This window comes from Mycolicibacterium pyrenivorans, assembly GCF_025821625.1.
Classification (GTDB): domain Bacteria; phylum Actinomycetota; class Actinomycetes; order Mycobacteriales; family Mycobacteriaceae; genus Mycobacterium; species Mycobacterium pyrenivorans.
Genome location: NZ_JACKSH010000161.1, coordinates 1 through 15,770, shown reverse-complemented (window position 1 = coordinate 15,770; position 15,770 = coordinate 1). Strand labels below are relative to the sequence as shown.

Annotated in this window: 11 protein-coding genes and 1 pseudogene; 3 read left to right on the top strand and 9 right to left on the bottom strand. The window is 62.8% G+C overall.

Features of this window, described 5'->3' with window-relative positions; genetic code table 11:
• Positions 1-79: 79 nt before the first annotated feature.
• Complete coding sequence (locus H7I57_RS19475) at positions 80-1,087, bottom strand: Arm DNA-binding domain-containing protein (protein ID WP_264025407.1); 1,008 nt, start codon at positions 1,085-1,087, stop codon at positions 80-82.
• Positions 1,088-1,174: 87 nt separating this feature from the next.
• Positions 1,175-1,414, bottom strand: a complete 240-nt coding sequence (locus H7I57_RS33810) for a helix-turn-helix domain-containing protein (RefSeq protein ID WP_372510290.1) — start codon at positions 1,412-1,414, stop codon at positions 1,175-1,177.
• A gap of 128 nt (positions 1,415-1,542) precedes the next feature.
• Here H7I57_RS33810 and H7I57_RS19470 point away from each other — a divergent pair, with 128 nt between their 5' ends.
• Together H7I57_RS19470 and H7I57_RS19465 are read left to right on the top strand one after the other, a co-directional pair.
• On the top strand, positions 1,543-1,824 hold the full coding sequence (locus tag H7I57_RS19470) for a type II toxin-antitoxin system RelE/ParE family toxin (protein ID WP_264025406.1): 282 nt from the start codon (positions 1,543-1,545) through the stop codon (positions 1,822-1,824).
• Between the two features lie 12 nt (positions 1,825-1,836).
• Complete coding sequence (locus tag H7I57_RS19465; RefSeq protein ID WP_264025405.1) at positions 1,837-2,124, top strand: HigA family addiction module antitoxin; 288 nt, start codon at positions 1,837-1,839, stop codon at positions 2,122-2,124.
• 270 nt (positions 2,125-2,394) lie between these two features.
• Here H7I57_RS19465 and H7I57_RS19460 read toward each other — a convergent pair whose 3' ends face one another.
• Positions 2,395-4,236 (bottom strand): hypothetical protein, encoded by a 1,842-nt coding sequence (locus tag H7I57_RS19460; RefSeq protein ID WP_264025404.1) that lies wholly within the window; start codon positions 4,234-4,236, stop codon positions 2,395-2,397.
• A gap of 676 nt (positions 4,237-4,912) precedes the next feature.
• On the opposite strand from H7I57_RS19460, the pseudogene mobF reads away from it, so the two are divergent.
• Positions 4,913-7,719: pseudogene (gene mobF / locus H7I57_RS19455) on the top strand (MobF family relaxase).
• 296 nt (positions 7,720-8,015) lie between these two features.
• Here mobF and H7I57_RS33805 read toward each other — a convergent pair.
• The 6 genes from H7I57_RS33805 to H7I57_RS19430 form a co-directional block, all read right to left on the bottom strand.
• Positions 8,016-8,309, bottom strand: a complete 294-nt coding sequence (locus H7I57_RS33805) for a helicase associated domain-containing protein (protein ID WP_504928642.1) — start codon at positions 8,307-8,309, stop codon at positions 8,016-8,018.
• Positions 8,276-10,813 (bottom strand): DEAD/DEAH box helicase, encoded by a 2,538-nt coding sequence (locus tag H7I57_RS19450; protein ID WP_264025403.1) that lies wholly within the window; start codon positions 10,811-10,813, stop codon positions 8,276-8,278. Before H7I57_RS19450 ends, H7I57_RS33805 begins: the two co-directional genes overlap by 34 nt.
• A 2-nt stretch (positions 10,814-10,815) precedes the next feature.
• Positions 10,816-11,370, bottom strand: a complete 555-nt coding sequence (locus tag H7I57_RS19445; RefSeq protein WP_264025402.1) for a restriction endonuclease — start codon at positions 11,368-11,370, stop codon at positions 10,816-10,818.
• A gap of 967 nt (positions 11,371-12,337) precedes the next feature.
• A complete protein-coding gene (locus H7I57_RS19440) occupies positions 12,338-14,671 on the bottom strand; it encodes a DEAD/DEAH box helicase (protein WP_264025401.1) in 2,334 nt (777 codons plus the stop codon).
• A gap of 69 nt (positions 14,672-14,740) precedes the next feature.
• On the bottom strand, positions 14,741-15,253 hold the full coding sequence (locus tag H7I57_RS19435; protein ID WP_264025400.1) for a GNAT family N-acetyltransferase: 513 nt from the start codon (positions 15,251-15,253) through the stop codon (positions 14,741-14,743).
• Between the two features lie 3 nt (positions 15,254-15,256).
• On the bottom strand, positions 15,257-15,526 hold the full coding sequence (locus H7I57_RS19430) for a type II toxin-antitoxin system TacA family antitoxin (protein ID WP_264025399.1): 270 nt from the start codon (positions 15,524-15,526) through the stop codon (positions 15,257-15,259).
• Positions 15,527-15,770: the final 244 nt, after the last annotated feature.

Sequence of the window (15,770 nt, the reverse complement as noted above, 5' to 3'; positions counted from 1 at the left end):
AAAATTGACCCTCAGCAAGTCAATGTTCTCAACTAGGACAGGCACTTCCGTGCATTAAAGGCCCGCGTCACCACCCAATTCATGAAACGTCGAGGCTAGCGCAATCGGAACACCCTGCAAATGCATGAGTGTCGCGCAAGTATGCCGGGCACCGTGCAGACGAATCTGCGGGACATCGAGGTCGCGGATCGCGGCCTGCCACAGAGTGCTCATCGTCGACGGGTGATACGGCTCGCCCGCCTCGTTGCAGACGACGAATCCCAGGTCTGAGTACGCCTCGCCCAGCGCAAGTTTCTCGGCGGCATGCCCGATTCCTTGCCGCAGCAAGTTCGGCCAGCAGCGCGTCCGGAATCGGCAGTACCCGGCCGGCGTTGCCGGTCTTGGGCTCGTCCTGATCCAACGCGCGGCCGCCGACATCGACTCGGGTGGCGCAGATGCGCATCGTTTTGCGCTGGAAGTCAATGTCGGCCCAACGCTGCCCGGCGATCTCGCCACGCCGTAAGCCCGCAAGGGCGAGATGCCACGCGTGACGGTTGCGGTCATTCGCGATGCCGCGCAGCACAATCTGCACTTGCTCGGGCGTGAACGTCTGAAGCTTCTTGGCCTTGCCCGGGATTCGATCAACGAGCGTGGCGACGTTTCTGGTCAGTCGTCCTTCAGCGACAAGTTGGCCCAAGACTTGAGACAGCGCGCCGAGCATGTAGTTGCAGGATCGGGCACTCCAGGCCTTCCGCGGTCGGCCGCCTGGTCGAGCAAGCGTCCCGTCACGTAGCCGGGTGATCAGCTCATCGATATGGCGACGGGTCAGATCCTGCGCCGCGAGCTCGCCTAGTTCACTGCGGACCGGCTGCAGGACGTACTCGTAGCCCGCGGCTGTAGTTGGTCGGATCTTATGCCGAGACCGCAACCAGTCGGCGCAGGCGTCTTCGATCGTGAGCGTAGACGGCTGCACGTACGTGCCAGCTGTGACCTGCCCCTGAATCTCGGCAAGCGCCGTACGCGCTTCCTTCTCCGTGCGGTATCGGCGGCGCAGCTGCTTTCGCTTACCATCGACCACTCCGGTGTCGACGGTGAGCTGATAGCGCACAACAGGCTTGCTGCCGGCGCGACTTGCTAACTCAACGCGTCGGATCTGAGGCGGAAGCTGTCTACGCTCGGCCATATCGCTCGCGCATCACGACGCTGCTTCGGTGTGAGCTGCGATGAAACGGTGAATCTCCACTGAGGTGACGCGCCGGGAGGACCCGATCTGGACCCAGGCGAGTTTGCCCGCATCAAAGAGCCGGTAGATCGAGGAGCGCGAGATACGAAGAGCTGCAGCGGCTTCTGACACAGTGAGCAACAAACTGCCGTTAATAGGTCTCCCGGTGAATGCGTTATAGTCACTTGCACCTGGGGAGTGGTGATGGGTCATAAGATCCCCTCGTGTTGGGTGGTATCCCACCACTGTATTTCGCCCCAGTGACTACCGTGTGCACAATCTTCGTCGCGGCGTTCTCAGTAACGCTTGCCGTTAATAACGCACAGCGTTATCATTGAGCAGTGATCCGCTCGTTCCGGGATAAGGACACCGAGGCGACCTGGCAGCGCCGCTACGTCAAGAAGCTCAGCCCGGAACTCAGCAAACTCACGTACAACAAGCTCGTCCTCATCAATGCGGCCGAGAACATCAACGACCTCAGGGTGCCGCCGGGCAACCGCCTGGAGAAACTAGTCGGCGAACGGGCCGGCCAGTACAGCATCCGCGTCAACAATCAGTGGCGAATCTGCTTCACCTGGAGTGCCAGCGGGGCCGCCAACGTCGAACTCGTCGACTACCACTGAAGGGAGACACCAATGGCCGACTTCGCACCCACCCACCCCGGCGAGATCCTCATGACCGAGTTCCTCGAGCCGATGGGCATTACGCAGTACCGAATCGCGAAGGCGATCGACGTGTCCGCGCGACGCATCAACGAAATCGTCCACGGGAAGCGGAGCATCACGGCTGACACCGCGCTCCGACTGTCGCGCGCCCTGGGTCTCAGTGACATGTTTTTCATCAACATGCAGGCGCACTACGACGCCGAGATCGCGCGCGAGCACCTGGCGACCGCGCTGGCGACTATCGAGCGGATCGCTTAGGCAGGAACCAGGCGCACCCGCCGAGATCCCCGCCCTGCGCGCCTCGCGATCGGAATGAGCACGCCGTGCCCGCGGATAATGGCAACGAAAGTCTTTGGCGACGACGGGCTCGTCGCGCACGTTGGTTTCCACGGGTCGAAGGGATCATCCTTGGCTTCGCATGATCGCCGAAGCGGACCGTCCTGGGAGGCGTCGCTGGTTGCTGGAAGGTGTCCGCAGTCGGACGGTCAGACTGCGGGCTCCGGGCTGTGAAAATGGGGCTGCGCAGATTTAATGTCCCATGCGTGGTTGAGAACTTGTTCCATTCTGGACTCCGACAAGTCGAAATGGCCCGTGGCTGTCGAGCATGTCGATCGCGGAGTCCGCGATCTTGGTCGAAATGGATCTGAGTGTGGCGATGGTGCTGCGCGCGGCGAACTCGCAGACCAAGTCCAACGCGTGGCGTCGTGCGGTGTAGATCGCCTCTGGATCGTCTTTCAAATCGATCTGAAGCGCGGACAACAGCTGCCGAGGACCGATCGGGTCAAACTTCTTCTGCGCATGTGTGAATTCACCTAGAGCATCATTGAGGACTTTGAGTCGCTTCCATCCGGCTGCCTCGAGCCAGCGACTGGGTAGGGTGGGCCTGCCCTCCATGCGCTCAGCTTTCCGTGGGTTCTTCTGCGTCACAGCGATTCTCGCTGATTGCTCAAGGGTGCAGCGAAGGGCAGCCATCGCGCGATCGTCGTCTTCCAGCCATAGCCAATAGGCTGACCGCAGGCTTGACGAGATGAGTTTGAGTGCAGCGGATGTCGTCCCGTCGCACCACAAGCTGGTGAGAGCGGCCAGTTCTGAGACGAGAATGTAGTAGGACCCGCGCCCTGCCACGGTGCGGGCGTCGAATGAATCCCCGAACTTCTTGGCTTCCGATTGCAAGCCGCGGTGGGCGAATTGCGCCGCGCTGAATCGGTGAGCGTCAAAGATCAGGGTGGCGAGCTCGTCATCTCGGTATAGGCGCCCGGCGGGCCGGAAGCCGTCTCTCATGCTGACGTAGGTCCAGCGACGCTTGTCAAGGTAGGCGATATGTTGCGGCTTGAGCCCCTCAATGGGTGTCAGGGGCATGAGAGCAACCAGGCTGGGTGTAACTGGTTCGCTTGGGCGGGGTTGAAAGGAAGCTCCGGGCGCCGATCCGGGCGGAGCGCTCCAGAATTCGCGGGCCTCTGAGTCTGGATCGCGTTCTGAGAACCGATGCGGCCATAGCCAGTACTCGGCCAGCTTTGTGGCGCGGCGTTGATCGCCGTGCTGGGCAATGGCAGCAGCGGTGAACATGCCGATCTGGACCAGGCTCAGGCTGATGGCGTCCGACACCGCGCCAATCGGCACGAACCAGGCTTCCGGTAGTTGCCGGGGGTCGAGGAGATCTCTGGACTCCCAGGTTGTCACGTCTTCGCACTCGCGCGCGTGCATGATCTCGGATAGCACTGCATATACCAAGGATGGGCACACTTCGGCGCCATCGGAGAGGTGCATGTGTCGATGATCCGGCTCGGGTTCCTCTGCGACGGACAATTCATCGCGTTGCGCTACCGGTTCGGGATCGCTCGGAGCAGGGAGTCGCGTGATGGAGTCCGGTGTCCACGAAAGGAACTCCGTCCAGGCGCGTGCGACAAAATCGGTGAGCGATTCGCTGGAATCTCGGTTCAATCCTCCAACCTCTGCCAGCGCGAGCGTCCACCGTTCGAGTTGTTGGCGAGCGATGGCCGCCGCTCCCACTGTCTGGCCGGCGAGTAACAAGCGGGTCGCTGCGACGGCGCTGTCTACACCCCACGCCAGATCCCGCACCCAGGTGCCGGTGCGGGCGATCGGGACTCGGACCAGCGGGATTCCCAGCGATTCATGTGCGGCGTCGAGCAGACCGATTGGGCCTAACGACTCGATAGCGCCCACGCGATACCCCGTGGGAAGTTGCATCAGGTTGGTCATTCGCGCGTTGTGGCGCGCGACGAGAGCCTCTCCGACATGTGTAGGACCACGCCCTGCCAGTCGTTCGTAGTCGGCGACGGTGATCCCGACCCGGCGCCCGCGCGCATCTGCGCGTTCGGCGCGTCGCGGCCTGTTCTTGGCCTTTGCCACAACCTATCCTTCCCGACGCGTCGCCTGTGCAGCGATACTTCGAGAGCACGAGGGCCGACGAGCGGCCACGTTAGCGAAAAAGCTGTGGGAGTCGTAGCGATTTTGCGCACGCTGGCCGTAACTTCAGCGCAATAACACTCGGGTCCGGCTCGATTGCGTCGGGATCGAGGGTTGAGGAGCAGGGTCGTCCCGGGCGGGATCACCGATGATGTGATCACCGTGCTTGTCCTGCGACAAGCCGGCGTTCGAGGATGCTCGCCCCTGACCCGTCGAGCCTCAGCGAGGGTGGGGATCCGCAGCGGTATCTCCGGCAGTTAATGACCTGGCAGCCCACGGGTGCTATGCCGCCGCGCAACTATTCGACCCACCGACGGCTGCTGGGATCTCGCATCGCTGCGTGCCTGAATTGAGAACGTTGAGGCAAGCGGTTCCGCGCTGACAACCTCTAATCATCAAACCCTGCAAACCTTCACAGCCATACGTTCCAAGCCAACCCCTACAACATTCCCCACATGTATCACCCCATATCATTCAAACACCCTCTGCTTCAACAAATCTCATCGTGTTCCTTCCATCCCAACCATCTGAGTTCCTGCATGGCACATTTGCACAAAAGTGCGAGAATGGTTGTGGCACAGCAAGTGCGCGGATATCCGGCTATGAAGTGAGTGGTCCGGTGTTGACAATCTCGAAGTTGAAGCGGTGGTCGATCAACTACTACATCGACACCGCTACTACCGCTGAGCGCGCGAGTGCGGATCTTCAGCGCGCCAACGGGGGTCTGGGGGAGTACTACTCCGAACACGAGACCCGGACCCCGGTCTGGCTGTTGGCCGGGGATGCCCGGCGGGCGGCGACGCTGACGGGGCTTTCCGACGCCCAGCGCGCCGGGGGTGAAGCTGATGCGGTGGTGGTGGCGCGCTGGCTTGATGACGGCGTGGGTCCGAATGGTGCGCGGGGGCGCGCATGGGGTGCGCGCGGGGTGCACGGTTTCGATTTGACGTTCTGCGCGCCGAAGAGTGTGTCGCTGATTCGGGCGCTGCGCGCCGATGATGTAGTGCAGAAGGCGACCGCCGATGCGCACACCGCCGCGCTGTCCGAATCTATGGAGTACCTGGCCGCACATGTCGGCTATACCCGGGTGCACAACCCGGTGACGGGCGAGAAGGACCTGATGCGGCTGCCGGGGTTGGTGGCGATCGCCTATCAACACGAAACATCGCGGTGCGGGGATCCGCACCTGCATGCCCATGTGATCGTGCCGAACCGGCAAGCCCGCGCCGATGGGGTGCTGGTGTCGATCGATGGGACGTCGCTGTATCACGAGGCCCGCGCCGCAGGGGTGCTGTATCAGGCCACGCTGCGGCGGGAGCTGCACCGATCGTTGGGGATCGAGTGGGCGCCGGTGGATCCCGGCACCGGGATGGCCGAGGTCGCCGGGGTCGATCGCGACAGCATCACCGCCTGGTCGAGGCGGTCGTCGCAGTTGCGGGAGTGGGCGGCGCACAACCTTGTATCCGTGGATGGGCCGCTGACGGCGGCGCAGCTAGCGGTCGCGCAGAAGGCCACCCGCCCGGCCAAGCCCGAAGAACTCGCCTGGACCACGCTGCAGCAGCAGTGGCAGCAGGATGCGCGCGGTCTGGGGTTGGGCCGCGCAGGCTTCGAGCAGGCCCGCGCAGCGCGGCGCGCGGCCGCGCGCACCCCATTCGACCGTGCGCGCCTGGCCGCGGCGGCCGAGAAAATCGACAAGGCCGCGTTCACCCGCGCCGACCTGATCGAGATCGTCGGCGCACAACTGCCGATCGACACCGAACAGCCTCCGCGCGCGGTGGTCGAAGCCGCGGTCGACGACCTCGGGATGCGGTTGACCGCACCGCGCGCCGCGCATCAACGCGAGGGCCATGAGCGGTTCACCCTAGACCGCATCCTGGCCGAAGAGATGGCCGTCCTGGATCTGGTCGATGCCCGCGACGACCGCACGATGCTCTGGGTCAAAGACGCCGACACCGCCGGGCTGTCCCCAGACCAGAAGACCGCGGTCGAGAACATCGGACGCTCGCCCTGGCTGATACAACCGCTGTCGGCACCAGCTGGGGCGGGCAAGACCACCTCGCTGCGCGCCCTGCGCGCTGCGGTCGGCAACGGCACCTACGGCCGCGTGCTGCTGCTCGCGCCGACTGGCAAGGCCGTTGACGTCGCGATGCGCGAAGGCGCCGGCGACGAAGGCTACACCGTTGCGAAAGCGCTGCAGTCGCTGCAGGACAACACCCTTCAGTTGAATCGCCAGACACTGGTCGTGGTCGATGAGGCCGCTATGGTCGGCACCGACGACCTCCGCCAACTCCTGACCGCCACCACCGAGGCGGGCGCCAAGACGGTGCTGGTCGGCGATGCCCACCAGCTCGCCCCGGTGAAGGCCCGCGGCGGCATGATCGCCCAACTCTGTGCTGATCTGCCCTGGACCCAACACCTCTCCGAAGTCTGGCGCATGAAAGACCCCGCCGAACGTGCTGCGTCGCTGGCACTGCGCGACGGCGAACCAGCAGCGATCCACCGCGCGGTCGACTGGTATCGCACCCACGACCGGCTGCACTGCGGGGACGCGATCACCATGGCCGCCAACGCCCTCGACGCCTACACCGCCGACCGGGCAGCGGGTCGCGATGCGCTGCTGGTCTGCGACACCACCGAAATGGCCAACGCCCTCAACCAACGCCTCCAACACCAACACGTTGACCGCGAGGGACCCACCGTGACCGGAGCGGGTGGGCAGCGCATCGGGGCGGGGGATCTGATCATCAGCCGCCGCAACGATCCCACCATCGGCTTCCACGAGTCCACCCCCAATGCCGAGGTGCTGCCGTCGGTGCGCAACGGGAACCGCTGGCGGGTCGCCGCGATCGACGCCGACACGAATCGCGTGGCCGCCGAACGCCTCGACGACGGCGCCCGCGTCGTCTTCCACAGTGATTACCTGCGCGAGCACGTCGGCCTCGGGTACGCGGTCACCGTGCACTCCGCCCAGGGCGTCACCGCCGACACCAGCAACGCCGTCCTCGGCGAAAACACCAGCCGCGCACTTTTCTACGTCGCGATGACCCGCGGCCGCCACACCAACACCGCCAACTCTACCAACGCAGCACGGGCGACCACGAATACGGCCACCAAGAACCCGATGGCACCCACATCACACACCGTGGTGATGGCAGTGAAGCCGCCGCCCTTGTCCGCGGCATCCTTGCGAACGACGACCAACCAGCCATCACCGCACACGATTACGCCGCGCGCACTCGACGCGCAATGCTGCCCGAACGCGTGCGCTCACTCCTCGACCGACGTGCGGCCGCTGTCCACAGCCGAAACCTCGACTACCAAACCTGGCAGGCCGAAAGACAAGAATTCGACCGCAGCATGGACCAAGCCCGAGAGCAGCACATCATCAGAAATTTGGACCGCAGTTCAGATCGTGGAATCGAACCCTGACCGGAGACGTGAAACGGAACCAACGGCTCGCCAAGTCAAACCCCCTGCATCAAGCCAGCGTGAGAACTCTTCTTCACTGAGATCGAGGAGCTGAAGTTGGAGGGTGCAGATCGCGGCGACCTGGTTTCTGTTGTGCAAGGTCTTTCGCGACATGTTCTCCTGGCCGCAGGACAGCACGTTGCAGTTGGCGATCGTGCTTCATGAGGCACACCGCGTCGCCAAGGATGTCACCCTGCCCAAGCCGATGAAGGGAGGACGCAAGTACGGCGTTGTTGTCGGTCGGCAGCCAAGGTTACCTATCGGATGCGCCAAGCCCAACCTGGAAGCGATTCCAGTATTTCGCGACGTCGATCCGTCATTCTATCGACCTTGCGCCGCTGCACCATCTCCCACGTATGGATGTTCACACCCTTCTCAATCCATCCCGCGGGCGGCAGAGAATGACCCTCGCGCTCGGCAAACGACCGGAGCGCGTCATAACCGCGCCCCCAATCATCTCCACGAGGACCCCAGGTCCACCCCGGCACTGCTTCCAGCTTCGCACGGCGTTCTGCGGTCAAGCGCTCCCTGTCGAGTCTCTGAGCAGCCACCCAAGACCCCAGGTCCACGCCGCCTCACGGTGGCGGCGTTGGACGCGGGCGTAGCCCTCCCGCTCAGCGAAAGCCTGCAGTAACTCGAAGTTCTTATCCCACGATTCGTCGCGATCGTGGGCCCAGATCCACCCAGGGAGTGATTCAAGCTGAGCGCGCCGTTCGGCAGCCATGCTTTGACGTTTCTTGCGCTGCCCGGCAACCCAATGGCCCAGAGCGAAACCATCCTCTTCATGATTGAACCGGACTCGCGCGTGGCCCTCCCTTTCGACGAACTTGTGCAGCAGCTTGAGTCTCTGATTCCACAACTGCGCCCGCGACGAATCCCAGGTCCACCCCGGCACCGCTTCCACCTGCCGGCGGCGTTCAGGTGACAACTCTTCTTTCAAAGTGCGTTGCGCCTTAGCCCATTGGCCGAGTGCGACCCCCTGCACGAACTGCCCATAGCGGACGCGGGCATGACCCTCTCGCTCAGCGAAATCTCGCAGTAGGGCTAGATTTCGATCCCACGCGTCGGATTTGACCCGCCACAACCAGCCCGGCAGCGCTTCAAGCTGAGCTCGACGGTGAGAGGAAAGAGACTCTCTGTTCGCTCGCTGTTCACCCACCCACGAATACAGGTTGATGCCGTCCTCTACGCACCCGTTCGGTATTCGGATGTCGCCTGTTCTGTCCACGTACTTCTTCAGTGCCGTATAGCACTGCGCCCACCTATCACCTCGGTGATCCCAACTCCAACCGGGTACCGACTCCAATCGAGCGATGCGCTCTCGAGCAAGCTTGTCCCGGCGGTCTCGTTGAGTACTCACCCACTCTCCCAGTGGGACATTGTCTTCGACGTGATCGCTGCGTACGCGCGCGTGACCCTCACGAGTAACGAAACGTCCCAGAGCGGCAATACTGTCGGACCACAACTGCTCGCGGAGGTCCCAGGCCCAACCGGGCAAACCTTCCAGTCGCTCCCGCCGCGCCTCAGCCAGTACAGCCTTCTTGTAACGCTGAACATTGGCCCATGAGCCCAAGTTGTACTTCCCGACCGAATGATTCACCGGCACCCGCGCATGCCCATTCGCCGCGACGTACTGCTCCAGCATCCCGAACCAAAATTCCCAACTCGCCGTGGTGTTTTCGACGAGGCAAACATCGAATGCATCGGCGAAGTCAGTATCGACTGTGGCAGGTAGATCGAAACGAATCTTGGCAGGAATCCGCGCTTTCCCCCTGCCGCGCCCCAACTGCCGACGCAGCTCGTCGAGCTGTTCCCCGAGTTCTTCGTCGTGGGACCGCAGCGCCTTGATGACATCCCACACCGGTTTGAAAACCGAATCGTCCAAAGCGATTTCAGGATCCTCGTCGACATCGATGAACACAGGGATCACGATGGTTCCGACGATCTTGTCGTTGGATCTGCGGATGGCGCGCCCGACGGCCTGGACGATGTCGACCTCTGAGCGGCGGGGGTCGATGAACGCCACCCCATCCAACGTCGGCACATCAACCCCTTCAGCCAGGCAGCGGGCGTTCGCGAGCACCCCTCGTTCGCCGTCGTCGAGGACCGCCAGGTGCCGCAGACGAATCTCGCGGTCGCCTGCCGACATCTGCCCTGACGCGTAGTCAGACCACAGCGTGCCTCGGGGCCGCTGCCGCGGCGGCATCCAGGCGATGACCTCCGGCATCGACCGGGCGAACTCACTGGCGCGTTTGACCCGCGAGTGGAAGGTGATGGTGCGGCGTAAGTCGTACTTCTTCATGGCCTTGGCGAGACCGATCTGACCAGCCAACGTCCGGGCGTCGGTCTTCTTGACGCTGCCGTCGAGGATGACGAGCTCGCCACGTTCAGCCCAGTCCCGGTAGGTGGCGTCGTCGACACCAACGACGGCCACTTGATAGTCCGTGAGCAGGTCCCGTTCGATCGCCTCGTCGAACGGCAGCCGGTGGAACACCGTGCCGAACTTCGCTTCGTCGTCCATCGACGCGACCTCGTAGTCGGCGTCCTTCGCCTCTCGAACGATGCGTCCGGTGAAGTAACGCGGAGTCGCCGTCATGAACAGCCGCCGCGAGGCTTTGATCTTGGCCGGGTTGAGAATTGTTGCGAAGTCCGACGTGGTGGGGCCGGCGCAGCGGTGTGCCTCGTCAGCGACAACCAAGTCGAACCCCGGGACACGCCCAAGCTCGTGGGCTTTCGCGATCTGCGGCGAGGACTGGTAGGTGGCGAACACCACCCGCGGCCCCGACCGGCGCCGCAAGAACCGCGCGATCTCCTCGGGGCTGGTCGTCGCGGGTAGGCCGAGGTCGCTCGCGTGGGAGACCGCTGCATCATCGTCGAGGACCGTGTCATCGGAGCACACCGCCCGGAACTCGAAGTCGTGGGTCTTGTTGGTGGTCCACTCCCGCAGCGTCTGCTTGAGCAGCGACAGTGACGGCACAAGCACCAGCGTTCTGTCCGCGGCCAGCTTTTCCTTGATGAATAAGGCGGCGAGGGTCTTGCCGGTGCCGCAGGCCATGATCAGCTGGCCCCGTCTAACGCGCGCTGAAAACCTTTCGCGACGGCGTTGATCGCCTCTCGCTGGTGCGGGCGGGGCTTCTTCGGCTTGAGGGGCTTCGCCGGTCTCAGCGCCTCTAGGGACGGTGGCCAGTCCACCTCAGCACGCTCTAGTGCGGCGAGGTTCACGAAGCTGGCGGTCCCCTGGCTCTGGATCGTGCGTTCGGCGATCTTGTCGATCAGATTCGTCGTCGCGATCAACAACCTGTAGGCGAATATCGGGCGCCCGGCCTCGGCGAGGAACCGGTTCACGTCTTTCTTCGTGACGCGATACGACGGGCCGTATGCCTTGGCCTGGATCGCCCACAATTGACCGTCGACATCTTCGGCAACGAGGTCGATCCCGGCGTCGATGCCCCAGCGGCCCGGCCACTCATCCCACAGCCACACCCGGCGAAGCTGAGCCGAGTAGACCGGATCGCTGGTCAGGTACCACTGGCAGATCCGTTCGAACTGCCTGCCCTTGCGGGTCGTGCTGGTTGAGTCGAGTTGCGCTACGAGACCTAGAAATGTCCCCATAGGTTCGAAGGGTAAAGGCCACCCCCGCCACCGTGACGGTGAATATTCCGTCGTCTCCAGACCGACAGCTCCGGGCCGGGAAACTCCCACAAAGCTGAGCGGGGCCCGGACGCAAAAACGCCCGGCCTGGACCGCCACCGCCCATGACCGCCGACACACGTCGAACCCGGCACACCATCGCCGTCGCCCCACTCAGTAGATTCGCTGCATGCCACTGCACCCGGAGGCGATGGTCATCCGCGCCGGCATGGGGGAAGTAACAGGGGAGTGGCGCCATTTCTGATCGTTACGACAGTTGCTGCCTCAACCACGTCGCCTACACGGCTATTCGCGACCTATCGGGCCTGGTCACGGCATCTACCCTGTCCTGGCAGCGTGGAAGGTTAGGGCTTGGACTCACGTATCGCCACAGACGCCCGCACGACGGCTTCCGCGAACAATCGCTCTGCGTTATCCCGCGGGGATTTCCTACGCCGAGTCGTACGGCGGCAGGAACCTTCCAGCAAACAGCGCAGACGAGCTGGAAACTGACGGCGTCGACGCACACGTTGTCACGGCCGTGTCACAACTAGGTGTGAATTCGGAGATTTCGCGGGGGACGGCTTGAGACGGTTTCAACTGGTCAGAACGGTTTGAGAATCATTGCAAGACAGTATAATTCAGCCCCTGTCCGACTGGGGGTCAAGTGGTCGCAGGTTCAAATCCTGTCAGCCCGACATACGAAAGTAGGCCTTGACGTGCAGTAACGCAGACTCCCAACGCCAAGTATCGCGTGGCGGGTCCACCTCCTACGGGACCACACGAGTGCTGGTGGCGCGCTCGACGGACTGCATCGGGGGACTTTCGGCCAGTTTGACCACACGTCGTGCACGTTGTGCGCGCCTGTGCACGTTATGGCGCCCAATGGCGCCGAGGTTCTGATGTCGAAGTTGACCGTTGGTCAAGTGGGGTGCGCGCGTGCTGCCCTCTATCGGAGCACCTTGCGTGGATCCGGGAAACCCATCTTTATGTAGCCAGGTGCTCGCTTCTTCAGCGAAGAGGCGATGACCGGGGTGAGTTCATCGTGGTAATCGTGCACGGTCGCGGTGGCCTTCGACGGGTAAGGGCGGGTGACGCGGCCGATGTACTGCACGAGCCGGTTTTTGAAGGTGATCGGCGCGGCCAGGAACAGAGTGTCGAGGGCAGGGCAGTCGAAGCCTTCGCCGATGAACGAGCTGGTGCCAACGACCAGCAGCGGATCCGAATCGGGGGAGTGGTTCGCGAGTTGTTCGGTGGTCTGGCGGCGTTCACGTGCCTTCATGCCGCCGCTGAGGACGGTGACGGTTTTTCCTGCCGCCCGTAGTCGGTCGGCGATCGCGTTGAGGTGATCGAGCCATGTGGTGAGCACCAGGATGTTGGCGCCAGTTTCGGCGGCGGTCAGGACGTCGGCCACGATCTGGTCGAGTCGTGCGTGATCGGCGACGAGGGCTCTATAGATTTCGGCCATTCCACCGGGTGCGGTGGGATCGGCGTCGCCGTCGTAAAGGAATTCGGTCGGGTGCAGGTGCAGAACTGGATGAGGCGTCATTAGCGCAGCATCGTCGACCGGCAACTGCCCGCTGGTAGGCGGTTCGATGATGACTTGATGTGGTCCCAGTTGGTGGTAGATCAGGTCTTCGAGCCCATCGCGGCGCTCCGGGGTGGCAGTGAGGCCGAGCCAGTAGCGCGCGGCGATGCGGCTCAGGACACCGAAGAACGCGGCGGCCGCGACGTGGTGACATTCGTCGACAATCACGAATCCATATCTGGCGGTGATGTCTTCGATGTTGTCGCGGCGGGCAAGTGTTGGTAGTAGGGCGACGTCGAGGGTGCCGCTGATTTTCGACCGTCCGCCGCCGATTTGACCGCATTTGAAACCGAGGTGGGTGCTGATCCGGTCGCGCCACTGGTCCGCCAAAGCTTTGCGATCAACCAGTATCAGAGTGGAAGTGGACCGCGATTCGATTGCGGCACAGGCGATGAGAGTCTTTCCGGTACCCGGAGGAGCGATGAGGACGCCAATGTCTTGGTCGAGGAGCTGGCGCAGCGCGGTGGTCTGGATCGTGCGCAGCGGCGTGCTGCAGGTGAATTCATGGGGTTCACCGAGAATGCGTTTGTCGTCGACGTGGAGCGTGCTGTCGGCGGATTCGACGAGTTCGGTCAGCAGTGGATGGAGTCCGCGGGGCAGGACGAGATCGCCTTGAGCTGTTTCGTCGTAGCTGTAAAGGAACCGCGGTGTGTCCCACGTGCTGCGGCGGGCGCGTTGGCGCGCATCGAACTCGGGGTTGCGTATCGATGCGGCGTGTTTAACCGCCGAGATCATGGCTGGACCAAGGTCGTTCGCGGTCAGGGTGATTCGGGATGTGAACTCTGCTCGAATGATCGCAGCTGGACGTGGAACGATGCGTGACGACGTCGGCAGCTGCAGGCGCCGCACGTCATGGCCGAATTGTGGGTTGGGAAGTTGTCGCGCCAATGTGGCGACATCTTTGGTGGACAATCTGGCGATACTTGATAAATATTCCCATTGATCCTCGTATGGCTCGAGGGTAGCGGGATCGAGGAAGACAGTGGTGCCGTGTTGGCGACGCTTGCCGTTCATTGGTGCGGCGATGAGATTGCCCACTCCTCGCCCCGTGTGGATGTCTTGGGATGGGAACAAGCGGTCGTAGCTACTAAGGTGCATGCTGCCACGAAGCCGAAACGCCTCACCCAGCAGACTCGTAGCGACGCCACGGGCGACCGATGCTGAGATCGCGTGTGCGAAGAAGATCCAGACGTGAGCTCCTCGTCCGGATTGTGACACCTCTAGCGCAGCCGGAACTCCATAGGAGCGAGCCGCCTTCATGTACGCGAGTGCATCGAGCATCGCGGCTTCTTTGTCGAAATCAGCCGCTATCCACCAGCAAGTGTCGTCATCGCCGAGTGGATAGAGGCCGATGTGCGCCTCGCCCCGCAGGTGGGCATCAATAACCTCTGGAGTCAGCGGTAGGTAGGGCGCATCGCTCCGATTCATGCCCTTTCGCCAGTAGCCCTTGATCGCCGGCATCCATCCCGAGCGGCCGTCTCGCCGGTTCTCCCAGCGAAGCGCGTAAACATCGGCGCGACAACGGAACAGGTCGAAGAAGAACCTCACTTTGTCCGCCGAGTTGGAGCTCATGTTTATGAGGGAGGTCGGCGCTCCGGTCAGTGTCGCCTGGTCACTGGCAGCTGCGCGTGCCTGTCCCTCACTCAGCCGAAGAAGACGACGCAAACGCACATTATCAGCGCGCAGCGTGTCCAACTCGCCAGGGAAACTCTCGACCCCGCTAACGGTCAACTCCTTTGCACAGCAGACTCTTGGTGGAAGGCTTTATTCCCTCCAGCGTTCCCCGAGCGCTTTCGCCGCTGTGGACACCTTCATGACCAGCCGGCGCTCGCGGTTCTTGACGGGAACGAAGTGGTAGTGCTCGTAGAAGGACTGCGCCTCGTCGTCTATTGCATCGACGACGATGAGCCGGCCGCCGCCGATTTCCGATGCGGCGACGGCTTTGCCTAGCGCGTCGAGGAGCAGTTGCTCGCCGTATCCTTGACCCCGTAGCGATTTGTCGATGGCCAGGCGGGCAATCAAGTATCCCGGTATGCGGGTGTAACCACCGGACATGGTTCCCGGGACGCCGTCGTCGTTGCGTACTACTTCGGTGGGGCAGATGGCGAAATAGGCGCTGACTTTTTGTTCGCCGAGCGGGGTCCATACGTAGACGTGCGCGACCCCGCTGCTGTCCGCGCGACGGGCGTGAGCGATGAGCCAGGAATTTAGCGACTCCTTACCGCAGTCGAACCCTTCCAGGGTGTGTGCGTCAGTCAGTCGCGTGGACTCAAACACTGTTCAGTGTCTTGTGAAGACCGCTGGTTTGCGTGCGGCTGCTGCCAACCGCGGCGCGTCGTCAGCAGCGTCGAGCGAAGACATGAGTTTGTCGAACTGTTCGGGCTCCATTGCCGTTACCAGCTCTTGGCGCAGGATGTCTTCGGCGCGCTGCATCGCAGCTTTCCGCACGAATTCTGAGGTCTGCTCATGGACAAGGTTGGCGGCACGCTGGATGCGGTCCAGGGTCGCTTGCTCCGCGCGAAGCTCGATGCGCTTCGTTTTGACTGCCACAGTGGCACCTCCTTCTGTTCTCAGTCATCTCCGCTCCGGCCGTAGATCGTTTTTAATCGTACGGGAGATGTACGTACATGGCTAGTAGGGTTGTGGTGAGCGTTGGGGACCATCTAGGGACCACTCGTCATGCGCGATCCTGAACGACTGTTGCCCGTCGCTATGGATGAGGATGTCGGCGTCATTGGCGGTGATGATGGGTGGGCTATGAGAACGGCCCCGCTCGGTGTGGTGAGCGGGGCCG